The organism is Pseudomonas sp. DTU_2021_1001937_2_SI_NGA_ILE_001 (assembly GCF_032463525.1).
Taxonomy (GTDB): domain Bacteria; phylum Pseudomonadota; class Gammaproteobacteria; order Pseudomonadales; family Pseudomonadaceae; genus Aquipseudomonas.
Genome location: NZ_CP135971.1, coordinates 2,040,485 through 2,065,716 on the forward strand (window position 1 = coordinate 2,040,485; position 25,232 = coordinate 2,065,716).

24 protein-coding genes and 4 tRNA genes are annotated in these 25,232 nt (G+C 64.0%); 11 read left to right on the forward strand and 17 right to left on the reverse strand.

Going from position 1 to position 25,232, the window contains the following annotated elements:
• The first annotated feature begins 22 nt into the window (after positions 1-22).
• The 4 genes from RRX38_RS08525 to RRX38_RS08540 all read left to right on the forward strand — a co-directional run bounded on the left by RRX38_RS08525 (position 23) and on the right by RRX38_RS08540 (position 2,861).
• Positions 23-847, forward strand: coding sequence for a molybdenum cofactor biosynthesis F family protein (locus RRX38_RS08525; RefSeq protein ID WP_315962226.1), 825 nt, complete (start codon positions 23-25; stop codon positions 845-847).
• Positions 840-1,628 (forward strand): SDR family oxidoreductase, encoded by a 789-nt coding sequence (locus RRX38_RS08530; RefSeq protein WP_315962227.1) that lies wholly within the window; start codon positions 840-842, stop codon positions 1,626-1,628. Before RRX38_RS08525 ends, RRX38_RS08530 begins: the two co-directional genes overlap by 8 nt.
• A complete protein-coding gene (locus RRX38_RS08535) occupies positions 1,628-2,389 on the forward strand; it encodes an SDR family oxidoreductase (protein WP_315962228.1) in 762 nt (253 codons plus the stop codon). The genes RRX38_RS08530 and RRX38_RS08535 overlap by 1 nt, the downstream gene beginning before the upstream one ends.
• A gap of 106 nt (positions 2,390-2,495) precedes the next feature.
• On the forward strand, positions 2,496-2,861 hold the full coding sequence (locus RRX38_RS08540; RefSeq protein WP_295472669.1) for a cupin domain-containing protein: 366 nt from the start codon (positions 2,496-2,498) through the stop codon (positions 2,859-2,861).
• A 61-nt stretch (positions 2,862-2,922) separates the two neighbouring features.
• Here the strand turns inward: RRX38_RS08540 and RRX38_RS08545 are convergent, their stop codons facing one another.
• The 8 genes from RRX38_RS08545 to RRX38_RS08580 form a co-directional block, all read right to left on the reverse strand.
• Positions 2,923-3,312, reverse strand: coding sequence for a hypothetical protein (locus tag RRX38_RS08545; RefSeq protein ID WP_315962229.1), 390 nt, complete (start codon positions 3,310-3,312; stop codon positions 2,923-2,925).
• Positions 3,309-3,644, reverse strand: a complete 336-nt coding sequence (locus tag RRX38_RS08550; RefSeq protein WP_315962230.1) for a helix-turn-helix transcriptional regulator — start codon at positions 3,642-3,644, stop codon at positions 3,309-3,311. Before RRX38_RS08550 ends, RRX38_RS08545 begins: the two co-directional genes overlap by 4 nt.
• A gap of 110 nt (positions 3,645-3,754) precedes the next feature.
• On the reverse strand, positions 3,755-4,207 hold the full coding sequence (locus RRX38_RS08555) for a YkvA family protein (protein WP_295472675.1): 453 nt from the start codon (positions 4,205-4,207) through the stop codon (positions 3,755-3,757).
• 350 nt (positions 4,208-4,557) lie between these two features.
• Entirely contained in the window at positions 4,558-5,337 is a 780-nt protein-coding gene (locus RRX38_RS08560) for an FKBP-type peptidyl-prolyl cis-trans isomerase (RefSeq protein ID WP_295472677.1), read from the reverse strand.
• Between the two features lie 290 nt (positions 5,338-5,627).
• Positions 5,628-5,704: transfer RNA gene (locus RRX38_RS08565), tRNA-Asp, on the reverse strand.
• Positions 5,705-5,719: 15 nt separating this feature from the next.
• Positions 5,720-5,795 (reverse strand) — tRNA-Val (locus tag RRX38_RS08570).
• 249 nt (positions 5,796-6,044) lie between these two features.
• Positions 6,045-6,121: transfer RNA gene (locus RRX38_RS08575), tRNA-Asp, on the reverse strand.
• A gap of 15 nt (positions 6,122-6,136) precedes the next feature.
• Positions 6,137-6,212, reverse strand: a tRNA-Val gene (locus tag RRX38_RS08580).
• A gap of 162 nt (positions 6,213-6,374) precedes the next feature.
• On the opposite strand from RRX38_RS08580, the gene rdgC reads away from it, so the two are divergent.
• On the forward strand, positions 6,375-7,295 hold the full coding sequence (rdgC, locus tag RRX38_RS08585; protein ID WP_315962232.1) for a recombination-associated protein RdgC: 921 nt from the start codon (positions 6,375-6,377) through the stop codon (positions 7,293-7,295).
• 78 nt (positions 7,296-7,373) lie between these two features.
• Positions 7,374-8,339: a bile acid:sodium symporter family protein gene (locus RRX38_RS08590; protein ID WP_315962233.1), complete on the forward strand. Its 966-nt coding sequence runs from the start codon at positions 7,374-7,376 to the stop codon at positions 8,337-8,339.
• A gap of 61 nt (positions 8,340-8,400) precedes the next feature.
• Here RRX38_RS08590 and RRX38_RS08595 read toward each other — a convergent pair whose 3' ends face one another.
• The 3 genes from RRX38_RS08595 to RRX38_RS08605 all read right to left on the reverse strand — a co-directional run bounded on the left by RRX38_RS08595 (position 8,401) and on the right by RRX38_RS08605 (position 11,247).
• On the reverse strand, positions 8,401-8,700 hold the full coding sequence (locus RRX38_RS08595) for a hypothetical protein (protein ID WP_315962234.1): 300 nt from the start codon (positions 8,698-8,700) through the stop codon (positions 8,401-8,403).
• A gap of 121 nt (positions 8,701-8,821) precedes the next feature.
• Positions 8,822-9,163: a polymorphic toxin type 44 domain-containing protein gene (locus RRX38_RS08600; RefSeq protein WP_315962235.1), complete on the reverse strand. Its 342-nt coding sequence runs from the start codon at positions 9,161-9,163 to the stop codon at positions 8,822-8,824.
• Between the two features lie 209 nt (positions 9,164-9,372).
• Positions 9,373-11,247 carry an MFS transporter gene (locus RRX38_RS08605; RefSeq protein WP_315962236.1) on the reverse strand — a complete coding sequence of 625 codons (1,875 nt, stop codon included), beginning with the start codon at positions 11,245-11,247 and terminating at the stop codon, positions 9,373-9,375.
• 206 nt (positions 11,248-11,453) lie between these two features.
• Between RRX38_RS08605 and RRX38_RS08610 the strand changes: the two genes are divergently transcribed.
• Entirely contained in the window at positions 11,454-14,927 is a 3,474-nt protein-coding gene (locus RRX38_RS08610; protein ID WP_315962237.1) for a NahK/ErcS family hybrid sensor histidine kinase/response regulator, read from the forward strand.
• Here the strand turns inward: RRX38_RS08610 and aceK are convergent.
• From aceK to cysK, 3 genes are all read right to left on the reverse strand, one after another.
• Positions 14,909-16,636 (reverse strand): bifunctional isocitrate dehydrogenase kinase/phosphatase, encoded by a 1,728-nt coding sequence (gene aceK / locus RRX38_RS08615; RefSeq protein ID WP_315962238.1) that lies wholly within the window; start codon positions 16,634-16,636, stop codon positions 14,909-14,911. The two genes, RRX38_RS08610 and aceK, sit on opposite strands and share 19 nt — an antisense overlap.
• Positions 16,637-16,692: 56 nt before the next feature.
• The gene (locus tag RRX38_RS08620) at positions 16,693-17,631 is read right to left on the reverse strand and encodes an aspartyl/asparaginyl beta-hydroxylase domain-containing protein (protein ID WP_315962239.1); all 939 of its coding nucleotides are present in this window, start codon (positions 17,629-17,631) and stop codon (positions 16,693-16,695) included.
• Between the two features lie 210 nt (positions 17,632-17,841).
• The gene (gene cysK, locus RRX38_RS08625; protein ID WP_315962240.1) at positions 17,842-18,816 is read right to left on the reverse strand and encodes a cysteine synthase A; all 975 of its coding nucleotides are present in this window, start codon (positions 18,814-18,816) and stop codon (positions 17,842-17,844) included.
• A 132-nt stretch (positions 18,817-18,948) separates the two neighbouring features.
• Between cysK and RRX38_RS08630 the strand changes: the two genes are divergently transcribed.
• The 4 genes from RRX38_RS08630 to RRX38_RS08645 all read left to right on the forward strand — a co-directional run bounded on the left by RRX38_RS08630 (position 18,949) and on the right by RRX38_RS08645 (position 23,317).
• Positions 18,949-20,013, forward strand: coding sequence for a DUF748 domain-containing protein (locus tag RRX38_RS08630; protein ID WP_315962241.1), 1,065 nt, complete (start codon positions 18,949-18,951; stop codon positions 20,011-20,013).
• Between the two features lie 310 nt (positions 20,014-20,323).
• Complete coding sequence (locus RRX38_RS08635) at positions 20,324-21,169, forward strand: AAA family ATPase (protein WP_295478366.1); 846 nt, start codon at positions 20,324-20,326, stop codon at positions 21,167-21,169.
• A gap of 27 nt (positions 21,170-21,196) precedes the next feature.
• Positions 21,197-22,375, forward strand: a complete 1,179-nt coding sequence (locus tag RRX38_RS08640) for a VWA domain-containing protein (protein ID WP_315962242.1) — start codon at positions 21,197-21,199, stop codon at positions 22,373-22,375.
• A 222-nt stretch (positions 22,376-22,597) separates the two neighbouring features.
• Positions 22,598-23,317, forward strand: a complete 720-nt coding sequence (locus RRX38_RS08645) for a WbqC family protein (RefSeq protein ID WP_315962243.1) — start codon at positions 22,598-22,600, stop codon at positions 23,315-23,317.
• A gap of 12 nt (positions 23,318-23,329) precedes the next feature.
• Here RRX38_RS08645 and RRX38_RS08650 read toward each other — a convergent pair whose 3' ends face one another.
• Genes RRX38_RS08650 through RRX38_RS08660 form a run of 3 tightly spaced genes read right to left on the reverse strand, consistent with a single transcriptional unit; the run spans position 23,330 to position 25,196 of the window.
• Positions 23,330-23,854 carry a DUF2937 family protein gene (locus tag RRX38_RS08650; RefSeq protein ID WP_315962244.1) on the reverse strand — a complete coding sequence of 175 codons (525 nt, stop codon included), beginning with the start codon at positions 23,852-23,854 and terminating at the stop codon, positions 23,330-23,332.
• A 25-nt stretch (positions 23,855-23,879) separates the two neighbouring features.
• Complete coding sequence (locus RRX38_RS08655; protein WP_295478353.1) at positions 23,880-24,674, reverse strand: class II glutamine amidotransferase; 795 nt, start codon at positions 24,672-24,674, stop codon at positions 23,880-23,882.
• Positions 24,675-24,707: 33 nt separating this feature from the next.
• Entirely contained in the window at positions 24,708-25,196 is a 489-nt protein-coding gene (locus RRX38_RS08660) for an MFS transporter (protein WP_315962245.1), read from the reverse strand.
• Positions 25,197-25,232: the final 36 nt, after the last annotated feature.

The window sequence follows — 25,232 nt, forward strand, 5'->3', positions numbered from 1 at the left end:
CACCTCCCAAGGAAACCACCCGATGAGCACCCATCAAGACTGGATCACCGTCGGCGCCCTGGCCGACGGCTTCGCCCCCGAAGCATTCATTCTGCCCAACCTGGCCGAGCTGGCCGGTCGCGCCTTCGAGCTGCACTTCGCCAACGGCTGGCGCATCAGCCATCGCTTCGACGCCGCACAGGTGCACTGGCAGGCGGCCGACGGCCACAGCCAGGGCAGCGCGACCTACCGGGCCACCTCGCTGCGCAATGGCATCTACCTGGTGGACTTTCTCAAGCACGAAGACGGCCGGGACTGGTCGATCAGCCTGGTGCTCGACACCCTCAGCGCTTCGTTCACGGCGGTGATCGGCAGTCTGCCGGACCAGGCCACCACCCATGAGGGGCTGTACCACCGCGCCCTGGCCGGCAAGCCACTCACCGGAGTGCAGGTGCAGTTCCTGCACGGCAGCCTGGACACGCCCTGGCGTGAAGGCGCCTGTCCGCATGCGCCCACCCTCGAGCTGGTGGGCCTGCGCAACCTGTACCGCTACAGCCCCACCGAGGTCTACGAGCACGTCTACCTGAACGGCGACTATTACAGCTGGCAGTGCCTGAGTGGTGTCGAGAAAGGCCTGTGCGACACCGACCGCGCGCACTACTACAAGCTTGCCGAGCAACTCTACCTGTTCGTCTGGCGGGAAAAGATCGTCCCGACCCTGGGCCTGATCGTCATCGACCTGCAGCAGCACCGCAGCGACGGCAAGATCTTCGGCTACGCCGGTGACCGCTTCGACACCCTGAGCAATTTCCCGGTGGCCTCCTATTGCCGGGTGCTCAACACCACGGAGTACGGCCTCGATGACTAGGACCGTGCTGATCACCGGCGCCGGCAGCGGGATCGGTGCCGCGTGCGCCCGGCGCCTGGCCGAGGACGGTGTCGGCCTGGTGCTAGTGGGGCGGCGCCGTGAGGCGCTGCAGCAGGTCGCCGAGCAGACCGGCGGCCTGGTGCTGGCGGGCGATGCCGCCTGCCCACAGACCTGGAACGGCTTCATCGAGCAGGTGCGCGAGCACTGCGGCGGGCTCGATGCCCTGCTGGCCTGCGCCGGCGGTCATGGCCTGGGCAGTGCCACGCAGACCAGCCCGGCGACCTGGGAGGCCGCCCTGCGCAGCAACCTCGACAGCGCCTTCTACAGCGCCAGGGCCTGCCTGCCGTTGTTGGCCGAGCGTCGCGGCAGCATTGTGTTGCTCGGATCCATCGCCTCTCTGGCCGCCGGCCCGCAGGTGTGCGGCTACACCACCGCCAAGCATGCCTTGCTCGGCCTGAACCGCTCCCTGGCGCGTGACTATGGTGCGCAGGGTGTACGGGTCAATTGCGTGTGCCCCGGCTGGGTCCGCACGCCAATGGCCGACGAAGAGATGCAACTGCTGATGCAGCACTACGCCGAAGACCTGGACACCGCCTACGCCCGGGTCACCGCCGACGTGCCGCTACGTCGCCCCGCCCTGCCGGAGGAAATCGCCAGCCTGTGCCGCTTCCTGATCAGCGACGAGGCCAGCATCCTCACGGGCACGACCCTGGTCGCCGACGGCGGCTCGAGCATCGTCGACGTACCGACACTGGCCTACACACGCTTGGGAGGTGCCTGATGCTGGATTTCACTCACCAGACCGTACTGGTCACCGGCGGTGCTCAGGGCATTGGCCAGGCCATCGTCGAAGCCTTCAGCCGGCGCGGCGCGCGGGTGGTGATCGCCGACCTCAACCTCGGTGCCGCGCAAGCGCTGGCCGACAGCTTGCAGCGCCAGGGTCGCCCGGCCGAAGCACGCCAGGTGGACCTGGCCGACGGCCAGGCGATCAATGGACTGCTGGGCAACCTGGAGCGACTCGATGTGCTGGTGCACAACGCCGCTTATTTTCCTCTCACGCCGCTGGAACAGATCACCCCGGCAATTCTGCAGCGCACCCTGGACGTCAACCTGGCGGCGCTGTTCTGGTTGACCCAGGCGGCTTTGCCGCTGTTCAAGCGTCAGGGTGCCGGCAACATCCTGGTCACCTCGTCGGTGACCGGCCCTCGGGTGGCCTTTCCGGGCCTGAGCCATTACGCCGCCTCCAAGGCCGGGGTCAATGGTTTCATTCGTAGCGCGGCACTGGAGCTGGCGCCGCATGGCGTGAGGGTCAACGGGGTGGAACCCGGGATGATCGCCACGCCCGCGATGGGCAACCTCGGCGACCAGACGCTCAGCCAGCGCATTGCCAATGCCGTGCCACTTGGCCGGCTCGGCGCGCCGGCCGACATTGCCGGGGCCATGCTCTACCTCGCCTCGGACCTGGCCGGCTATGTCACCGGCCAGACCCTCATCGTCGACGGCGGCGCCACCTTGCCGGAAACCCTGGCAAGCCTGGACTGAGCCGGGCTGGCCCTGGCACGCAGTGACAACGTCGGGGTCAGCCAGGGACAAGACAACCGCTGGCAGCCGGTTGTCCAATGACCCGCATTCACACAGGAGTGCCCCCATGGCATTGACGGTAATAGAGAAGCACGTCCGGCTCGCTGACCTCGAGCCCTGGGGCGACGTCACGGACTTGGGGGCGGAACGGCTCGAAGGTGAGGTCAGGATCTTCGGCCGGATGACCTCAGGCACGCCGGACGATGCCGTGAGCAGCGGTTACTTTGGCGCCACTCAGGGCCGCTTCCGCATGGTCTACCCCTTCGACGAACACGCCACCGTGGTGACCGGAGAACTGCAGCTGACCGATGAAAGTACCGGCCAGACCAGTCGTTACCAGGCTGGCGACAGCTGGTTCGTGACCAAAGGCACGCCAGTGCTCTGGGAAGTGCTCAGCGCCAGCTTCGTGAAGCACTACTTCGCCGTCGCCTGAACAGGCTGGGGTGAAAGAAAAATACCCCGACGGCTGGCCGGTCGGGGTGTTTTGCCTGGCTTCAGCCCTTGGCCGCGACCTGCGCCTCGGCCGCTTGCGGGTAGGCATATTCGAACACCCGCACCACTTCCGAGGCATGCCAGGCCGCCGCCGCGGTGCCGTCCGATGGCCCACTGAAGCGTCCCAGCCGCTCGGCACACTCGAAGAAACCGGTGCGCGGCAGACGGCTGGCACCCTGGCTGATCACCAATGAACTGCGCAGCGGCTGCTCGGCCTTGGCGTCCAGGGCGGCGAGGTATTCAAGGGCGGCGGTGAGGGTCTGCATGGCCGGGCTGGGCAGTTGCAGACGCTCCAGCAGCGCACGATAGGTGACCAGATGACGTTGATGACGAGCCTGGTCCAGCTCGCTCAGCAACTGTTCCCAGTTCTGGCGGCTGATACGCACGCTCATGAGTCACCCCGCCAGCCGGCCACCCCCAGGTGCCAGGCCAGGCTGCGCTTGATCGCGGCATCAGGTTCGCGGGTGCCGTTTTCGATCAGCTCAAGGTAGGAGGGGCTGATGCCCACCGAACGGGCCAGGCTGGCCGGTTCCAGCCCCTTGGCCTGGCGCAGCGCCGCCACCTGGTCGAAACCGGGCAGTTCGGCACTGGCCGATGGCGCAGCGGCAGCTGCCGACGCAGAGGGTCGGGCGACCCCGGCAGCCTTCAGCAGCGCCTGATACTGTGCCCAAGGCAGCACGGCGTATTCGGGCTCGCCGTCACGAGAAATGACCTGAAGATCCATACGACCCCCTGTGCTGGATGTGGACTTATCAAGAAAATATGGCCCACATCTTAACAGTGCACGAGGGGGTCTTGCCCACCCGCCCGTGCCGGACGGATGGCGTCGGACCCTCAGGCCTTGCCTTTTTCCTGCTCCAGCAGCGCCTGAGTGGCCGGCAGACGCTCGACCACCACGAGTTTTTCCGGGGGTTGCTGGTCACGCCAGGCGCGGAAGGCATCCAGTTCGTCAGTGAGGTGCTTCATGATCCAGGCGAGCACGGCGACGTCATCGAGCATGCCAAGGCCGGGTATCCAGTCTGGAATGGCATCCAGCGGGCTGAGGAAATACATCAGGCCGGCGACGATGGAAACGATGGCCTTGGTGCTGATGGCACGGTACTCACCCCGCCAATAGGCCAGACACAAGGCCTGCAACAGGCGCAGATCATCCTTGATGCGCCCCAGACGGCTGCCTTCGCTAGAGCCCTTGCGGGCCACGGCGAACAGCAGCGCCGGCAGACGTCCGGCGGCCAGCAGGCGGCGTGCACCGGGCAGGAAACGAACGAAGTTCCAGGGGCCTTTCATGGTCACTCCCATCTGGCACCGCAACAGCGACGTACCGGTCGCCGCCTCGGGCGCTGCGTATGAACATTGGATGTGTGTCATGTTATCCACATATTTTGTGGATAACCTTGTGAACAGCCGTGTTTTTCCCGCCTGAGTGCCCCGGACTACGGGGGTCGCCTTCAAATCGGGCGTTTTTTGGCCACCGGAAAAGTCCTGTTAAAACGTTGACTTAGCTCAAGGGGCGCTGGCCCGATTGTCAGACAGAAGCTTTACGGGGTGCCTGGTAGTGGGACTGCACCGAGCATAAAGCGTTCGCCCGGAAAGCAAAACGCCCCGCGATGCGGGGCGTTTCGAGTGACAGGCCAGAATTACTTCTTGGCCTGGTCTTTCTTGGCGGGTGCTTCGGCCGGAGCGGCCTCTTCTTCCTCGTCAGCGGCACCGGCTGGAGCAGCGGACGGATCCTTGATACCCAGCAGTTCCAGGTCGAAGATCAGCACGGAGTTGGCCGGAATCACCGGGCTCGGGCTCTGCGCGCCGTAGGCCAGCTCACTCGGGATGTAGAGCTTGATCTTCTCGCCCACGTGCATCAGTTGCAGACCTTCGACCCAACCCGGGATCACGCCGCCAACCGGCAGGTCGATCGGGCTGCCGCGCTCGACGGAGCTGTCGAAGACCTTGCCGTCGATCAGCTTGCCTTCATAGTGGACGGTGACCACATCGCTAGGCTTGGGCTGAGGGCCGTCGGCCTTCTTCACCACTTCATACTGCAGGCCAGAAGCGGTGGTGATCACACCAGGCTTCTTGCCATTTTCTTCGAGAAACTTCTTGCCCGCCGCAGCGGCTTCTTCGCTCTGCTTGGCCAGGCGCTCTTCAGCGCGCTTCTGCAGGTCAGCGAAGGCTGAGATGAGGTCTTCGTCCTTGATCTTCTGCTCTTTCTTGCCGATGGCATCTTCGATACCCAGGGCAACAGCCTTGGAATCCAGATCGTCCATACCTTCCTGGGCGAGGCTCTTGCCCATGTTCAGGCCGATACCGTAGGAGGCCTTTTGCGCCGGCGTTTTCAGCTCGACGGTACTGGCCTGTTTGTCACAACCTGCGAGTACCAGACCAACCAGGGCAATCGCCGCTGCCAACCGATGCTGTTTCATGCTGTTTCCTTGTTCATGCGCCGAAAGGGCAAACGAATAAAGCCGCGAGCTTATCAGGCTGCCGCGATCAATGGCTACCGCCATAAGAGAGCCAAAACCTCAATAAGTTCAGGCAAATAGCGTCTGCATGCAGGTGGGCGGCGAGTCATTCAGGGGAGGTTCAGTGAGCACTGCCGCAACGGACAGGTCGAGAGCCCGTCGCAGAGCGCTTGGGGCAGATAGCACAAAGGCGACCCGAAGGTCGCCTTTGTGACGGTGATGCAGGCCGTTCAGTGAGCCTGCATCGAATATGGCGCAGCGGACGGGACTCGAACCCGCGACCCCCGGCGTGACAGGCCGGTATTCTAACCGACTGAACTACCGCTGCGCATGACACTGAGAATGGTGGGTGATGACGGGATCGAACCGCCGACCCTCTGCTTGTAAGGCAGATGCTCTCCCGGCTGAGCTAATCACCCTTGTCTCTCGGTGCGGCGCGCACTATACGGTGTGAATGCACGCCTGGCAAGCACTTGATCGATTTGCCAAGGTTTTTTCTGCGCTACACCCGGTTCGCCAGGCCGCCACTGCCCTGCCAGGCGCGTGCCCCGCACCGAACAGTCAGCAGAAAGCAGAAAGCAGAAAGCAGAAAGCAGAAAGCAGAAAGGCGACCCGAAGGTCGCCTTTCTGACGGTGATACAGGCCGTTCAGTGAGCCTGCATCGAATATGGCGCAGCGGACGGGACTCGAACCCGCGACCCCCGGCGTGACAGGCCGGTATTCTAACCGACTGAACTACCGCTGCGCATGACACTGAGAATGGTGGGTGATGACGGGATCGAACCGCCGACCCTCTGCTTGTAAGGCAGATGCTCTCCCGGCTGAGCTAATCACCCTTCGTCTCTCGGTGTGGCGCGCATTCTACGGAGCACCCTCTACCCTGGCAAGCATTTTTTTCAAAAAATTTATAAATTTTCCAAAGACTTAGCGCAGGGTTGGCCGCAAGCCCAAAGGAAGCGAATAATGCCCTCCTTTTGTATGAAGGAGAGACTGACCCCATGTGGTTCAAAAACCTGCTTGTCTATAGGCTGACCCAGGACGTGCCCTTCGAACCCGAGGCCCTGGAAGCCGCCCTGGCCAGCAAGCCCGCACGCGCCTGTGCCAGCCAGGAGTTGACCACCTACGGTTTCGTAGCTCCGTTCGGCAAGGGCGAAGACGCCCCGCTGGTGCATGTCAGCCAGGACTTCCTGCTGATCGCCGCGCGCAAGGAAGAACGCATCCTGCCCGGCAGCGTGGTGCGCGACGCACTCAAGGAAAAGGTCGACGAAATCGAAGCCGAGCAAATGCGCAAGGTCTACAAGAAAGAGCGCGACCAGCTCAAGGATGAAATCATCCAGGCCTTCCTGCCCCGCGCCTTCATTCGCCGCTCGGTCACCTGGGCCGCCATCGCGCCCAAGCAGGGCCTGATCCTGGTCAACTCGGCCAGCGCCAAGCGCGCCGAAGACCTGCTGTCGACCCTGCGTGAAGTGATCGGCTCGCTGCCGGTGCGTCCGCTTACCGTCAAGGTCTCGCCCAGCGCCACCCTCACCGACTGGGTCAAGACCCAGCAGGCTGCCGAGCACTTCTTCGTGCTGGATGAATGCGAGCTGCGCGACACCCATGAAGACGGCGGCATCGTACGCTGCAAGCGCCAGGATCTGACCAGTGACGAAATTCAGCTGCACTTGAACACCGGCAAGGTGGTCACCCAGCTGTCGCTGGCCTGGCAGGACAAGCTGTCGTTCGTCCTCGACGACAAGATGGTAATCAAACGCCTGAAGTTCGAAGACATGCTGCAGGAACAGGCCGAGCAGGACGGCGGCGACGAAGCCCTGGGCCAGCTGGACGCCAGCTTCACCCTGATGATGCTGACTTTCGGCGAATTCCTGCCGCAACTGTTCGAAGCGCTGGGTGGCGAAGAGATCCCGCAAGGCATCTGAGCGCGCCCGCTTCGCGACATCGACGCCGCCTGCCAGGCGGCGTTTTCATGACCGACACTCATAAAAAGGAACAACACCATGCGCGCCCTGGCCGCCTTGAGCCGTTTCGTCGGCAATACCTTCGCTTACTGGGTTCTGCTGTTCGCCATCCTGGCGTTCCTGTTTCCGCAGGCCTTCATCGGCCTCAAGGGCTGGATCGTGCCGCTGCTGGGCCTGGTCATGTTCGGCATGGGCCTGACCCTCAAGCTCGAAGACTTTTCCGAGGTGGCGCGCAACCCCTGGCGCGTGGCGCTGGGCGTGGTCGCGCATTTCGTGATCATGCCCGGTGTGGCCTGGCTGCTCTGTCAGGTCTTCCACCTGCCGCCGGAAATTGCCGTGGGCGTGATCCTGGTCGGCTGCTGCCCCAGCGGCACGTCGTCGAACGTGATGGCCTGGCTGGCCAAGGGTGACCTGGCCCTGGCAGTGGCCATCGCGGCGGTGACCACCCTGCTCGCCCCGCTGCTGACCCCGGCGCTGATCTGGTTCCTGGCCTCGGCCTGGCTGCCGGTGTCGTTCATGGACATGTTCACCTCGATCCTGCAGCTGGTGATGCTGCCCATCGTGCTCGGCGTGGTCGCCCAGCGCCTGCTCGGCGCGCGGGTCAGCTATGCCGTGGACGTGCTGCCGCTGATTTCGGTGGTCAGCATCGTGATGATCGTCTGCGCGGTGGTCGCCGCCAGCCAGGCGAAGATCGCCGAGTCGGGCCTGCTGATCATGGCCGTGGTGATCCTGCACAACAGCTTCGGCTTCCTGCTCGGCTACTTCACGGGCAAGCTGTTCAAGCTGCGCCTGCCACAACGCAAGTCGCTGGCCCTGGAAGTCGGCATGCAGAACTCCGGCCTCGGCGCCGCCCTGGCCGCCGCGCACTTCTCGCCCCTGGCGGCGGTGCCCAGCGCGCTGTTCAGCGTGTGGCACAACATCTCCGGCGCGTTGCTGTCGACCTACTTCCGCAAGATGCCGGAAGACGACCCGCAGCCAGCCGCTGAGCGGCCACAGGCGCATTGATCGATCCCGTCATCGCGATCGGCAGGTGCGGATCTGGCCGCTCCTGCCCGGTCGTCGGACCTTAAGGCGATCCAGATGGCGGGCTGGCTGCGAGCCAGATATTCACAGGCGTATATCCCCCCGCATGACGAAACAGGGTCTGATTGCGGAAGCTGTAGACCGCGCCGTTTAGCGTAATTTTGACCGTGGTGCCCTGCACCTCGACCTGGGCCTTGCCGTCCCGGGTAACCAGAAACGCCTCAGCCTCGTCACGCAGCACATCCAGCACCTTGGCACTATCGTCGATCCGCGAATGAACGTAGTACCGCCATGTATAGGGCACAGTCGCCCCGCCGGCATCGCTAAGGACGACGTACAACATCCCGCCTTCCTCCAGCGACTGGCTGGCAACAACACGTGACAACACGGGTGCTGCAGGACGGCTCGATAACAGCCATGCAGACTCCGCGATGACCACCAAGCCCAGGAGAGAGATAACTAATCTAATAGCCCATCGTTTCAGCATACTCGATACCTTTACTGATCCAGTGCTGGTCCTTCGGGTCGTCACCAAAAGGTGCGCTAGACCACCAGCTGCCGAATTCATCACGGTGGGTACCTGCCCGCGACTGTGCGGCTCCAGCCGCACGCAAAAGAAGCTCTTTGCCTATACCCGCAGCGGTCCCCACAGCGCCGTAATGGAAATTCCCGAAGTTTTCATATTGAGCGCCTTGTTGCTTGAAGTCCCATGGCCCTCGATTCCTGACCTGCGTATAGAACCAACTCAACAAAAAAGCACTTCCGCCGCGACTGAAGTAATTCCTTTGCTCACGCGCTCTGCTCATGTTGGACTCTAGCGATACGCCTGGAGGAGACATGGGAACAGTCATGACCAACCCTTATTAGCCTAAAGGTCAGCATTCTTAACGTTGCTCAGCGCGCAAAAAAATGCTCTCAGCGCAAATTAGAGAGTGACTACGAGCGACCCGGAAAAAACCCACAGCTTTTTCCGAATCACCAGCGCTTCCCCCAAGCTTGAAGGGCTCCAGTCATATCAGCGCTTATCCCCACGCAATTGCTTCACCTCTTCCCGCACATCCACCGGCTTCGCCACATCAGCAGCGATCGGTGCGCCGGCCACCAGGACTACCCGTGACCAGAAGCGGCGGAACAGGCCCTTGTTCGGATCGCGGCTGAAGAAGCTGCCCCACAGGCCCTGCAGGGCCATGGGGATCACCGGCACCGGGGTTTCCTCGATGATGCGGCTCATGCCGCTCTTGAAGCCGCTGATCTCGCCATCGGTGGTCAGCTTACCCTCCGGGAAGATGCACACCAGCTCGCCGTCGGCCAGGTAGCGGGCGATGCGCTGGAACGACTGCTCGTAGATCTGCAGGTCTTCATTACGCCCGGCAATCGGGATGGCGCCAGCGGTGCGGAACACGAAGTTGAGCACCGGCAGTTGGTAGATCTTGTAGTACATCACGAAGCGGATCGGCCGCCGCACAGCGCCGGCGATCAGCAAGGCATCGACGAACGATACATGGTTGCACACCAGCAGCGCCGCGCCCTCCTCCGGCACCTTGTCGAGATCGCGGTGCTCGACGCGGTACATGGAGTGGCTGAGCAGCCAGATCATGAAGCGCATGGTGAACTCGGGCACGATGCGGAAGATGTAGACGTTGACCGCCACGTTGAGCAGCGACACCACCAGGAACAGCTCGGGAATCGACAGGCCCATGACGCTGAGCAGCAGCATCGACACCAGTGCCGCGACCACCATGAACAGCGCATTGAGGATGTTGTTGGCGGCGATCACCCGCGAGCGCTGCTTCTCTTCGGTACGCGACTGGATCAGGGCGTACAGCGGCACGATATAGAAGCCGCCGAACAGGCCGATGCCGAGGATATCGAAGAGGATCCAGCGCCCCGCCGCCAGGCCGAGAATGTCCTGCCAGCCATGCTGGCCGGCCGGCGCCTGGATATGCCCGGAGTGCCACCACAACAGCAGGCCGAACAGGGTGATGCCGAACGAGCCGAACGGCACCAGGCCGATCTCCACCTTGTGCCCCGAGAGCCGCTCGCAGAGCAGCGAGCCCAGGGCGATGCCCACCGAGAACACGGTGAGGATCAGGGTGACCACGCTTTCGTCACCGTGCAGCAGGTTCTGCGCGTAGGTGGGAATCTGCGCCAGGTAGATGGCGCCGACGAACCAGAACCACGAGTTGCCGACGATGGAGCGCGACACCGCGGGAGTCTGGGTCAGGCCCATGCGCAGGGTCGCCCAGGATTGCTTGAAGATGTTCCAGTCCAGGCGCAGGTCCGGGGTCGCGGCCGGCGCAGCGGGAATGAAGCGGCTGACGATGGCGCCCAGGCTGGCGACCAGCAGGATGCCGGCGGCGGCGAACCAGGCGTAGCGGTCGAAGGACAGGATGATCCCGGCGCCGATGGTGCCGGCCAATATCGCCAGGAAGGTGCCCATTTCCACCAGGCCGTTGCCACCTACCAGCTCGTCGGGGCGCAAGTGCTGGGGCAGGATCGAATACTTCACCGGGCCGAACAGCGCCGAGTGTGCGCCCATGGCGAACAGGGTCAGCAGCAGCATGGCCAGATTGCCGAACACGAAGCCTGCCGCACCGACCGCCATGATGCCGATCTCGGCCAGCTTGATCAGGCGGATCAAGGCGTCCTTGGGGTACTTTTCCCCAACCTGGCCGGCCAGCGCCGAGAACAGGAAGAACGGCAAAATGAACAGCAAGGCGCAGAGATTGACGTAGAACGACGAGTCACCCTGGATGCCCAGCTTGTAGATGATCGCCAGGATCACCGCCTGCTTGAACAGGTTGTCGTTGAAGGCCCCGAGGGACTGGGTAACGAAGAACGGCAAAAAGCGCCGCCGGCGGAGAAGGTCGAACTGTGACTGCTGGCTCATCATCCGGGTCCTGAATGGCTATGACTGATTGAAGATCGAACCTCAATCCGCGACACATTGAAGACGTTCGAGGGATGGATGTCGATAGGCCAGTCCGGCGAAGTGTCATGCCATCCGGCAAGCCCACCGCGCTCGACCATGGTCGACAAAGACGAAAGCGCCGCGCCATGCCAGACTGCGATCATTTACCGGTCGTGGATTCCAGCATGTCGTTGTCCAGCGGGCTGATCGCTCTCGTCGCCCTTTCCTATATGGCCATCATGTTTGCCATCGCCTTCTACGGCGACCGCTACAGCAACGCGCTGCGCCCGGCGCAACGCGCCTGGGTGTACAGCCTGTCGCTGGCGGTGTACTGCACCAGCTGGACCTTCTTCGGCGCGGTGGGCCAGGCTGCCGAGCAGCTGTGGTCGTTCCTGCCCATCTACCTGGGGCCCATCGTGCTGATGCTGCTGGCGCCCTGGGTGCTGCAGAAGATGGTGCTGATCAGCAAGCAGGAGAACATCACCTCCATTGCCGACTTCATCGCCGCGCGCTACGGCAAGTCGCAGTCCCTGGCGGTGATGGTCGCGATCATCTGCCTGGTCGGCATGCTGCCGTACATCGCCCTGCAGCTCAAAGGCATCGTGCTGGGCGTCAACATTCTCATCGGCGCCGGGCCGGACTCCACCGGCACCCGCGCCCAGGACACCGCGCTGGTGGTGTCGCTGATCCTGGCGCTGTTCACCATCGTGTTCGGCGCACGCAACCTCGACGTCACCGAACACCACCGCGGCATGGTCCTGGCCATCGCCTTCGAAGCGGTGATCAAGCTGCTGGCCTTCATGGCAGTGGGTGTCTTCGTCACCTACCAGCTCTACGACGGTTTCGGTGACCTGCTCGACCAGGCGCGCCAGGCACCACAACTGCAGCAGTACTGGCAGGAAACCGTCGACTGGCCGGCCATGATCGTGCAGACCGGCGTCGCAATGATGGCCATCGTCTGCCTGCCCCGGCAGTTCCATGTCACGGTGGTGGAGAACATCGAGCCGCGTGACCTCAACCTGGCCAAGTGGGTGTTCCCCGCCTACCTGGCGCTGGCGGCGCTGTTCGTGGTGCCCATCGCCCTGGCCGGGCAACTGATGCTACCCGCCTCGGTACTGCCCGACTCCTTCGTCATCAGCCTGCCGCTGGGCCACGCCCACCCGGCCCTGGCGCTGCTGGCCTTCATCGGCGGCGCCTCGGCGGCCACCGGCATGGTGATCGTCGCCAGCGTAGCGTTGTCGACCATGGTCTCCAACGACATGCTGCTGCCCTGGCTGCTGCGCCGCAAGAACACCGAACGGCCCTTCGAAGCCTTCCGCCACTGGATGCTCACCGTGCGCCGAGTGAGCATCGTGGTGATCCTGCTGCTGGCCTACGTCAGCTACCGGATGCTCGGTTCCAACGCCAGCCTGGCGACCATCGGGCAGATCGCCTTCGCCGCCATCACCCAACTGGCACCGGCGATGTTCGGCGCCCTGTACTGGAAGCAGGCCAACCGCCGTGGCGTGTTCGCCGGCCTGGCTGCGGGCATCTTCCTGTGGTTCTACACCCTGGTGCTGCCCGTGGCTGCGCATGGCATGGGCTGGGCGCTGGAAAGCTTCCCGCTGCTGGCCTGGCTGAACGGCAACCCCTTCGACCTGCCGATCAGCACCCTGACCCAGGGCGTGGTTCTGTCGCTGGCCGGCAACTGCACGCTGTTCGCCTGGGTGTCGATCCTCTCGCGCACCCGGGTCACCGAGCACTGGCAGGCCGGGCGCTTCATCGGCCAGCAGACCAACGTGCGCGCCAGTGGCCGGTCGCTGCTGGCGGTACAGGTCGAAGACCTGCTCAACCTGTCGTCGCGCTTCGTCGGTGACGACCGCGCCAGCAAGAGCTTCATCCGCTTCGCTTACAGCCAGGGCCAGGACTTCAACCCGGGGCAGAACGCCAACAGCGAATGGATCGGCCATACCGAGCGCCTGCTGGCCGGTGTACTGGGCACCTCCTCGGCGCGAGCGGTGGTCAAGGCGGCCATCGAAGGCCGCGAAATGCAGCTCGAAGACGTGGTGCGCATCGCCGACGAAGCCTCCGAGGTGCTGGAGTTCAACCGCGCCCTGCTGCAAGGCGCCATCGAGAACATCAGCCAGGGCATCAGCGTGGTCGACCAGTCCTTGCGTCTGGTGGCCTGGAACCGCCGCTATCTGGAGCTGTTCGACTACCCCGAGGGGTTGATCAGCGTCGGCCGGCCCATTGCCGACATCATCCGCTTCAACGCCGAACGCGGCCTGTGCGGCCCGGGCGAAGCCGAAGTGCATGTGGCGCGGCGCCTGCACTGGATGCGCCAGGGCCGCGCGCACACGTCCGAGCGACTGTTCCCCAACGGCCAGGTCATCGAACTGATCGGCAACCCCATGCCCGGCGGCGGTTTCGTCATGAGTTTCACCGATATCACCGCGTTCCGTGAGGCCGAACAGGTGCTCAAGGACGTCAACGAACGCCTGGAACAGCGTGTGGCCGAACGTACCCACGAGTTGTCCAAGCTCAACCAGGCACTCAGTGAAGCCAAGGCCCACGCCGAGGCGGCCAACGAATCCAAGACCCGCTTCCTGGCGGCGGTCAGCCACGACCTGATGCAGCCGCTCAACGCCGCCCGACTGTTCTCTGCGGCACTGTCGGCGCAGCCGGACGGGGTATCCAGCGATGCGCAGCAACTGATCCAGCACCTCGACAGCTCGCTGCGTTCAGCCGAAGACCTGATCAGCGACCTGCTGGACATCTCGCGCCTGGAAAACGGCAAGATCACGCCGGACCACCAGGCCTTTGCGGTGGACAACCTGTTCGACACCCTGGGCGCGGAATTCACCGCCCTGGCCCGCGACCAGGGCATCAAGTTCCGCGTGCGCGGCAGCGCCGTGCGCATCGACAGCGACATCAAGCTGCTGCGCCGGGTGCTGCAGAACTTCCTCACCAATGCCTTCCGCTACGCCAAGGGGCCGGTACTGCTGGGCGTCAGGCGTCGGGGCAGCCATCTGAGCCTGGAGGTCTGGGACCGCGGTCCCGGCATCCCCGAAGACAAGCAGCGGGTGATCTTCGAAGAATTCAAGCGCCTGGACAGCCACCAGACCCGCGCCGAGAAAGGCCTGGGCCTGGGTCTGGCGATCGCCGACGGCCTGTGCCGGGTACTCGACCACCGCCTGCGAGTGCGCTCCTGGCCTGGGCGCGGAAGCGTGTTCAGCGTGCAAGTACCGCTGGCGCGCCATGTGCCAGCTCCTGCTGCGCCGCCAAGCGAGGCCGAGCGCCAACCGCTCAACGGCACCCAGGTGCTGTGCGTGGACAACGAAGACAGCATCCTGATCGGCATGAACAGCCTGCTCAGCCGCTGGGGCTGCCAGGTGTGGACGGCGCGCAACCGTGAGCAATGCCAGGCGCTGCTCGACCAGGGCATCCGCCCGCAACTGGCCTTGGTGGACTATCACCTGGACGACGGCGAGACCGGCACCGAGCTGATGGCCTGGCTGCGCACGCGCCTGGGCGAACCGGTACCGGGTGTGCTGATCAGCGCCGACGGTCGCCAGGAACTGGTCGCCCAGGTGCATGCCGCCGGCCTGGACTACCTGCCCAAACCGGTCAAGCCGGCAGCGCTGCGCGCGCTGCTGAGCCGTCACGTCAGCCTGGCCTGACCGCGCCGGTAGGGAAACACGTCGAGCACCTGGCCGGCGCGGATATCGGCCTGCACGCCCTGCCACCAGGCGGCGTCGAACAGCTCGCCATGCATGCTGGCAAACAGCCTGCGCAGGGCCGGGCCGGGGAACAGGAAGGTCGGGAATTCTTCGGGAAACACATCGTGCGCCGCCACCGCGTACCAGGGTTCGGCGGCCCATTCGTCCTCGGGGGTGCGCGGCGGTGGAATGCGCCGGAAGTTGACCTCGGTCAGCAGGCAGATCTCGTCGTAGTCGTAGAACACCACCCGGCCATGACGGGTCACGCCGAAGTTCTTGGTCAGCATGTCGCCCGGAAAGATGTTCGCCGCCGCCAGTTGCCGGATTGCCAGCCCATAGTCGTCCAGCACCTCGCGCTGCTGAGTGGCGCTGGCCTGCTCCAGGTACAGGTTCAGAGGCGTCATGCGTCGCTCGGTCCAGCAGTGGCGGATGCGCACCGTTTCGCCGCCTTCCACGCTGACCGTGGCCGGCGCCGCCTGCAGCAACGCAGTGAGGCACGCCGGTTCGAAACAGGTCAGCGGAAAGCGGAAGTCGGCGAACGCCTGGGTATCGGCCAGGCGCCCCACCCGGTCGATGTTCTTCACCAGGTGGTAGCGGTCGATCACCGTGGCGCGGTTCACCTGCTTGGCCGGCGCGAAGCGGTCGCGGATGATCTTGAACACGGTATTGAAGCCCGGCAGGGTGAACACGCTCATGACCATTCCCGGCACCCCGGCCGCCAGTACGAAACGGTCGTTGCGGCCATTCAGATGGCCGATCAGCGCGCGGTAGAACTCCGACTTGCCCTGGCGATAGAAACCGATCGAGCTGTACAGCTCGGCCAGCTGCTTGCCCGGCAGGATGCACTGCAGAAAGGCGACGAACTGCCGGGGCACCTGGACCTCGACCATGAAATAGGAACGGGTGAAGGAAAAGATGATCGACACCTCGGCCTCGTCGAGGATCAGCGCGTCGATGACGATGCCCTGGCCGTCCGGGTTCAGCAGCGCAATCGCCAGTGGCCATTGCTCATCGCCGCTGAGCAGCCGACCGACCAGGTAGGCGCCCTTGTTGCGGTAGAACACACAACCGAACAGCTCGACGCGCAAGGCCGGGTCGCACAACACCCAGCTCGGCAGGTGATGCTGCAAGGTCGCCAGCAGGCGCTGCAGGTCGGCTTCCAGGTGGGCGTAGGGCACCGCGAAGCGATAGTCGGCGAACAACCGCCCCAGCCAGCCGTGCCAGTCGGCGTTTGGCCGATAGCGACGCACCTGGGCCAGGCGTCCGGTGCGACGCAGTGGCGGTCGGGTGCTGTGGATGAACATGCAGCCATCGCTGATCAGCTCGTGGCTGAACAGCCCGCAGAACACCGAGTTGAACCAGGTTTCCGCCAGCTCGGCGTCACGCCGCCGGACGATCAGGCTGATGAACAGGGTCTTGACCAGCGGCCAGGCGCTGATTCCAGGCCAGCCTGGGCCAGCGAAGCGCTCGTGCAGCCGCGCCAGGGTGGCGTTGACCTTGAGTTCGTAGAGTTCGATGCGCTGCGCAGAAGCGTGCTGGATGGCCTGCCAGCGCGCCTGCTCGAAGCGCGCGCGGGCACCGTCGGTGAGACGCTTGAAGTGCCGACGGTAGTCGTCGAAGCCGGCCAGGATCAGCCGGGCGATGGCCAGAGCAACGGGTTGGGGCGACATGCGCGGCCCTCATGAGCGCCCAGTCAAGTCACCCCGATACTTCATGGCCGACGCGATCAGCCGAACAGCCAGTAGCCCAGCAGGGTCAATACGGCGATGGCCAGCACCGGACGCAGGATGCGGTAGGCCTTGGGGTTGCTGCGCTTGAACTGCTTGACCTTACCGCTGATGACATTGCTGAAGCGCTTGCTGAAAGCATAGGCGCGGTTGATGCCGCCGACGCGCTCGTCGTCGAGATTCTGCGGTGCGGTGGCACGCCCCAGGAAGGCGCTGACGCTGCGGTTGATGCGGGTCATGAGCCGGCTGGTCAGCGGACGCTCGACATCACAGAACAGAATCACCCGGGTCACGCTGGTCTCGTTCTTCACCCAGTGCACGTAGGTTTCGTCGAACATCACATCCTCGCCATCGCGCCAGGCGTACTCCTGGCCGTCGACGAAGATCCGGCAGGCGTCGGAGTTGGGCGTGGACAGCCCCAGGTGATAACGCAGCGAACCGGCGAACGGATCGCGGTGCGGGTTGAGGTGGCTGTCGCCGGGCAGCAGGGCGAACATCGCGCCCTTGACGTTGGGGATGCTGTTGACCAGCGCCACGGTTTGCGGGCAGAGCGTCTCGGCCGACGGCAGGGCCTTGTCGTACCACTTCAGGTAGAAGCGCTTCCAGCCCTTCTTGAAGAACGAGCCGAAGCCGGCGTCGTTGTCCTTGGCCGCCGCACGGATATAGCCCTCGTCGAACAGGCGCATGGCTTCTTCGCGGATGGTCTGCCAGTTGTTCTTCAGCACATCCAGCTCGGGAAACTCATTGCGGTCCAGGTACGGCTTGGAAGGCACGCGGGAAAACAGGTACATCAGGCTGTTGTAAGGAGCGAACAACGCCGAATGGTTGACGAACTGGCGCAACAGCGGCAAGCGCGCCCGACCGCGCAGATGCACGTAGAGGGTGCTGGCCACGAACAACAGCAGGATCGACGCCTTGGCAGCGAACGATAAGGTCATGGAACTCTCCTTAAAAACCGCCGGGCGGCCCATGCAGGCCGCCCTTCGATTCGGATCATGAAGCCGGCCGGGCCGGCTATGGGTGCTCGGGTGCCCGAGGCGCTCCCGTCAGCCGGCCATAGTAACGCCTTGGCCGCCCGGCCAGAAGCCGGTGGCAGGCGAATCGCCAGCGCACGGGACAGGCGGCCGTGGCTGACGGCCCCACGGCACTTACTGCTGCAGCTCCTGCTCGGTGAACAGGTCGCTGAACAACATGCTCGACAGGTAGCGCTCGCCGGAGTCCGGCAGGATCACCACCAGGGTCTTGCCTTGCATTTCAGGTTTTTCCGCCAGGCGCACCGCAGCCGCCATCGCCGCGCCGCAGGAAATGCCGCAGAGGATGCCCTCTTCCTGCATCAGGCGCAGCGCCATGTCCTTGGCCTGCTCTTCGCTGACCGCCTCGACACGGTCTACCAGCGACAGGTCGAGGTTCTTCGGAATGAACCCGGCACCGATGCCCTGGATCTTGTGCGGTGCCGGCTTGATCTCTTCACCGGCCAGGGCCTGGGCGATGATTGGCGAAGTCACCGGCTCGACCGCCACGCTGAGGATCGGCTTGCCAGCGGTGTGCTTGATGTACCGCGACACGCCGGTCAGGGTGCCGCCAGTGCCGACGCCGGCCACCAGCACATCGATGGCGCCATCGGTGTCCTGCCAGATTTCCGGGCCGGTGGTCTTTTCATGGATGGCCGGGTTGGCCGGGTTGTCGAACTGTGCCGGCATGAAGTACTGCTCGGGGTTGCCGGCCACCAGTTCCTCGGCCTTGGCGATGGCGCCTTTCATGCCCTTGGCCGGTTCGGTGAGCACCAGCTCGGCGCCCAGCGCCTTGAGTACCTTGCGTCGCTCCAGGCTCATCGACGCTGGCATGGTCAGCATCAGCTTGTAGCCACGTGCAGCGGCAACGAAGGCCAGGCCGATACCGGTATTGCCGGAGGTCGGCTCGACGATGGTCATGCCCGGCTTGAGGCGGCCGCTGCTTTCGGCGTCCCAGATCATGTTGGCGCCGATGCGACACTTGACCGAATAACCGGGGTTGCGCCCTTCGATCTTGGCCAGGATGGTCACGCCGCGCGGGGCTATCCGGTTGATCTGCACCAGCGGCGTATTGCCGATGGAGTGGGCGTTATCTGCGTAGATCCGGCTCATGGCGGTGTCCTTGTTGCAAAGGCGGGTAAGAAAGACCCAACAGCCTATTCCCGTCACTGTTGCGCGTCCAGTCGATGCAACCGATAGCCCCTCTCATCGGTCAATCGTTCACTGCATCCTGAGGCTTTCGAGATGAAACGTCGCTACCGCTGGCCCTTGTGGACCCTCGCCGGTGTGGCCGCCCTGCTGCTGGCCCTGCATCTGGCACTGCCCTACCTGGTGCGTGACTACCTGAACGGCAAGCTGGCCGACATGGGCGATTACCGTGGGCAGATCGCCGAGGTGGACCTGGCTTGGTGGCGCGGCGCCTACCGGATCAAGGCCCTGGAGATCGTCAAGGTCGACGGCAAGGTGCCCGTGCCCTTCCTCCAGGCGCCTTTGATCGACCTCTCGGTCAGCTGGCACTCGCTGTGGTACGACCGCGCCGTGGTGGGCGAAGTGACCTTCAGCCAGCCGCAGCTGAACTTCGTCGACGGTGGCCAGGATCGCAGCGCCTCGCAGACCGGCCAGGGCACTGACTGGCGCGCACAGCTGGACAAGCTGCTGCCCTTTACCCTCAACGAACTGCGTATCGACGACGGCACCATTACCTTCAACAACTTCAACACTTCGCCCAAAGTGCGCATCAAGGCCGACCGGGTCAACGCCAGCCTGTACAACCTGACCAACGTGGTAGATGTCGAAGGCCCACGTGATGCGCGTTTCGAGGGCAATGCGCGGCTGCTGGACAGCGCGCGCCTGGAAACCAACGCCACCTTCGACCCGATGAACAATTTCCAGGACTTCGACTTCCGCCTGCGCGCCACCGGTATCGAACTCAAACGCATGAACGACTTCGCCTCGGCCTATGGCAACTTCGACTTCAATGCCGGGCATGGCGACCTGGTCATCGAAGCCCAGGCCGTGGACGGGCGCCTGAACGGCTATATCAAGCCACTGCTGCGCGATGTCGAGGTGTTCAACTGGAAGCAGGATGTCGAAAACCAGAACAAGGGCTTCTTCCGCTCGGTCTGGGAAGCGCTGGTGGGCGCCAGCGAAACGGTGCTGAAGAACCAGCAGAAGAACCAGTTCGCCACCCGTGTGGAACTCAGTGGCAGCGTCAAGCAGCAGAACATCAGCGGCCTGCAGGCGTTCTGGGGCATTTTGCGCAACGGCTTCATCCAGGCTTTCAATGCCCGCTATGAGGGAACGGAGTGAACCAGGAGGCGCTCGCCCTGGCCGCTGCACAAGCGGCTTCAGCCCTGATCATCGGGTATCCATCCCGGCTAAAGCCAATACTGTTCGCTTAAGCGGCATGTGGCCCGGTGGGAGCGGCTTTAGCCGCGAAAGCGCGAGGAAATTCACTGCATCTGGTGTGAACAGGCGGTCGCTTCGCAGCTGAAGCCGCTGCTACCCGGCCTAACTGACCAGTATTGTGGCTAAGGTCGGAACGGTTCCAGCCGCGACTCACCGCCACGAATCAACGCGCCCTTGCGCTATAGTCACGCCTTTAATCCGAGGACCGACAATGAAGTTCGAAGGCACTTCCACCTACGTCGCCACCGACGACCTCAAGCTGGCCGTCAACGCCGCCATCACTCTGCAGCGCCCCCTGCTGGTCAAGGGCGAGCCCGGCACCGGCAAGACCCTGCTGGCCGAACAGCTGGCCGAAGCCTTCGGCGCCCGGCTGATCACCTGGCACATCAAGTCCACCACCAAGGCCCACCAGGGGCTGTACGAGTACGATGCGGTCAGCCGCCTGCGCGACTCGCAACTGGGCGTGGACAAGGTCCACGACGTGCGCAACTACCTGAAGAAGGGCAAGCTCTGGGAGGCGTTCGAAGCCGATGAGCGGGTCATCCTGCTGATCGACGAGATCGACAAGGCCGACATCGAGTTCCCCAACGACCTGTTGCAGGAACTCGACCGCATGGAGTTCTACGTCTACGAGACCGACGAAACCATCAAGGCCCGCCACCGGCCGATCATCATCATTACCTCCAACAACGAGAAGGAGCTGCCCGACGCCTTCCTGCGCCGCTGCTTCTTCCACTACATCGCCTTCCCCGACCGCCAGACCCTGCAGAAGATCGTCGACGTGCACTTCCCCAACATTCGCCAGAGCCTGGTCAGCGAAGCGCTGGACGTGTTCTTCGACGTGCGCAAGGTGCCGGGCCTGAAGAAAAAGCCCTCCACCTCGGAGCTGGTCGATTGGCTCAAGCTGCTGATGGCCGATGAAGTCGGCGAGCAGGTGCTGCGCGAACGTGACCCGACCAAGGCCATTCCACCGCTGGCCGGTGCCCTGGTGAAGAACGAGCAGGACGTGCAGTTGCTCGAACGCCTGGCCTTCATGAGCCGCCGCGGCAACCGCTGAGCGCACCCCGGACAAAGGCCCATCGTCATGCTGATCAACCTGTTCAACGAAATGCGCGCCGCCAGGGTGCCGGTCTCGCTGCGCGAACTGCTCGACCTCATCGAGGCCTTGCAGCAGCGTGTGGTGTTCGCCGACATCGATGAATTCTATTTCCTGGCCAGGGCGATCCTGGTCAAGGACGAGCGCCATTTCGACAAGTTCGACCGCGCCTTCGGCGCCTACTTCAACGGCCTGCAGGACCTGGACGAGGCCCTGCAGGCACTGATTCCCGAAGACTGGCTGCGCAAGGAGTTCGAGCGTTCGTTGACGCCCGAGGAGCGTGCGCAGATCCAGTCCCTCGGCGGGCTCGACAAGCTGCTGGAAGCCTTCAAGCAGCGCCTGGCCGAGCAGAAGGAACGCCACGCCGGTGGCAACAAGTGGATCGGCACCGGCGGCACCAGCCCGTTCGGTTCCGGCGGCTACCATCCCGAGGGCATCCGCGTCGGCGATGCCGGGCAGCGCCAGGGCAAGGCGGTGAAGGTCTGGGAACAGCGCGAGTACCGCAACCTCGACGACCAGGTCGAACTGGGCACCCGCAACCTCAAGGTGGCCCTGCGCCGCCTGCGCAAATTCGCCCGCGAAGGCGCTGCCGAAGAGCTCGATCTGGACGGCACCATCGAGCACACCGCCCGCGACGCCGGTCTGTTGAACATCCAGATGCGCCCGGAGCGCCGCAACGCCGTGAAGCTGCTGTTGCTGTTCGACATCGGCGGTTCGATGGACGCCCACGTGAAGGTCTGCGAAGAACTGTTCTCGGCCTGCAAGACCGAGTTCAAGCATCTGGAGTACTACTACTTTCACAATTGCGTGTACGAGACCCTGTGGAAGGACAACCTGCGCCGCAACGCCGAGCGCATCGCTACCCAGGACGTACTGCACACCTACGGCGCCGACTACAAGGTGATCTTCGTCGGTGACGCAGCCATGGCACCCTACGAGATCAGCCAGCCCGGCGGCAGCGTCGAACACTGGAACGAAGAGCCCGGCTACCTGTGGATGCAGCGCTTCATGGCCAAGTTCCGCAAGCTCATCTGGATCAACCCCTACCCCCGGCATGCCTGGGAATACACCACTTCGACGCACATCATCCGCGACCTGGTGGAACAGCGCATGTACCCGCTGACCCTTGAAGGCCTCGACGAGGGCATTCGCTACCTGGCCAAGTGAAACCGCCCGACACCGCGCCCGCATGACGCAGCCACCGCCCGACGGGCGGCCCCGGCTGCCCCAGCCACCCGTCTAACCTGAGGGGGCTGGCAAGCACAAGGCCTGGAACGGATCGCCCGCAGTCCCGCCACTCCTCCCCCTCGCGTCATCTGCGCTTCGCACACACCGAGCAGTCCCCAAGAACCGAGCGGTCCGCCGCTCCGGACAGGTGCGCACGCGCATATGATCAAAACCCTGGGCATCATGCAGCCTTACTTCTTTCCGTATCTGGGCTACTACCAACTCATCGCTTCAGTCGAACAGGGTCTGCTGTTCGACATCGTCGACTACCACCGCAAGAGCTGGATGAACCGCAACCGCATTCAGGATGGCCACGGCGGCTGGCAGTACATCACCGTACCGGTGAGCCGCGCCGAAGGTCACCGTATCGAGCAGACCCGGGTCATCGACGCCGATGCCGCACGACGCCGGATTCGTGGCCAGCTGGAGCACTACCGGCACAAGGCGCCGTTCTTCAAGCAGGTTCTGGAGATGGTCGAACGCACCTTTGCCCTGTGCCAGGGCGACCGCCTCACCGAGCTGAATGCACGCAGCCTGCAGACCGTGTGCGACTACCTGGGCATGGACTTCACCTGGAAACGCTGCTCACAACTGCGCCTGCCGCTACCGCCGATCGAGCACGCCGGGCAATGGGCGCTGGAAATCAGCGACCTGCTGCACGCGCAGCGCTACATCAACGCGCCGGGCGGTCGAGCGATCTTCAGGCAGGAGGAATGGCGGGATCGGCAGATCGAGCTGCGCTTTCTGGAGTTGAGCCCGATGACCTATGACACCGGGCCCTACCCCTTCATCGAGAACCTGTCGATTCTCGACGTGCTGATGTGGAACGCGCCGCAGCAGGTAGCGGCCTTCATTGACGGGCAGACCCGCGTGGTCTGCTGAGGGAGCAGTGCCTCAGCGCCACTCTGCGCGCATCGCCGGCCGCCGACGGCCACCGTTGACCACCCAGCCGAGCAGCAGCAACAGGCCTTCGACCAGGAAGGTGACGACAAAGGCGCTGGCGATGCCCCAGACGATCACTGCGGGGGCCAGCAGCACCTGCCAGGTGTAGCCGTCGAGGGTTTCGCGGCGGATATCGGGGTCGGCAGCGGTGACCACGTGCCAGCCCTTGGCCGCCCAGGAGCCCTGCAGGCCCAGCCACTGACGCTCCAGCACCTGGGTACGGGCCAGCAGGTTCTCGATGTTGGTCGCGTCATTGCGGAACACCGGGTCGTCACTGTTGCGGTAATGCTGGATCAAGGCCTGGATGTCGCCGTTGAAGAACTGCTGCGCCGTGGCCTTGAAGCCCTTGATGGCCTGCTGGGCCTCGATCAGGTGGGCCTCGACCCGCTTGCTGTAGTCACTGATCAGGCCCGGCGCCTGGACGCCGAACAACAGGGCAGCGGTGAACAGTACCAGTCGCAGATAACTTCGCAGCATTGAGGTCCCTCATTGTCGTTTTGTTCTATGGGTGGGTTCGCTCAGACTCGGCCGTCCCCTCGGCCACGCACTCGCCCTTGCGCCAAAGCCCCCACTGTCCGGGCTGGTAACCTGTCCAGGTTTCGTTTTCGGTAAGGGCTTCGGTGGTGATCACCGTGACCACGTCGTGCGCCGTGGTCTCGGCCTGGAAGTCGACGATGACGTCGACATCCTTCAACCGCGCCGGGCCGAATGGCGCCCGGCGGGTAATGTGCACCAGCTTGGTGGAACAGAAGCAAAATAGCCAGTCGCCATCACTGAGCAGGCAGTTGAACACACCCTTGCCGCGATACTCGCTGCTGGCCTGAACCAGGATAGGCAGCAGTTGCTCGACCTCCACCGGCTCCGGGAACGTCTCCCGCACGCGATTGAGCAGGTCGCAGAAGGCGGCTTCGCTGTCGGTATCTCCGACCGGACGGTAGAAACTGCGCCGGGGCGCGAACTCCGCCAACTGGCCGTTGTGGGCGAAGCACCAGTTGCGCCCCCACAGCTCACGGACGAAAGGATGGGTATTGGCCAGGCACACCTTGCCGACGTTGGCCTGGCGGATATGGCCGATGACCACCTCGCTCTTGATCGGGTAGCGCTGCACCAGCTGCGCGACTTCAGACTCGCTGCTCGCTGCGGGGTCCTGGAACAGGCGCAGGCCGCGCCCTTCGTAGAAACCGATGCCCCAGCCATCGCGGTGCGGCCCGGTACGACCGCCGCGCTGGATCAGCCCGGTGAAGCTGAAAACGATGTCGGTCGGGACATTGGCACTCATGCCCAGCAGTTCACACATGCTCAGGGTTCTCGCTGCAGGGTAAGGCTGGACTTAAAGACGCGGCTCCACGCGGGTGCGCGCCGCCGATGCCGGCGCAGGGGCCGGGCGCGCGACAGGCCGGGCTTCTGCAGCCGGTGGCTGGTCGTCCTCGGCGTCATCGGCCTGCAAGGCCTTGCGGCGCGCCTCTTCACGCTCCGCGCGGGCCTTGCGCTTGTTCTCGATCGGCCAGCGCACCAGCACGAAGACCAGATAGGCGAGAAAGGCACACAGGCCGTACATGGCCAGGTCGAGGACCGCGGTCCAGACGTTGCTGCCAACCTTGAACAGCAGGTCCAGCGCGGAAATCGCCACTGCCGGGGCATAGAGGTCGCGGGCCGGGTCGACCACCGTGGGGGTGAACAGCAGCACAGCGCCGACCACCCGCAGCGGTTCCTTCAGGTAGCGCCACATCCAGCCGGTCATTACAAACAGCACCAGCAGGCAGCCCAGTGCGGCGAAGGCGTAGACACCCCAGGCGATCAGATAGTCGTGTTCAGTCATGTCGTACGTGTAAGCCAGTCGAATAGGCGCTTATGA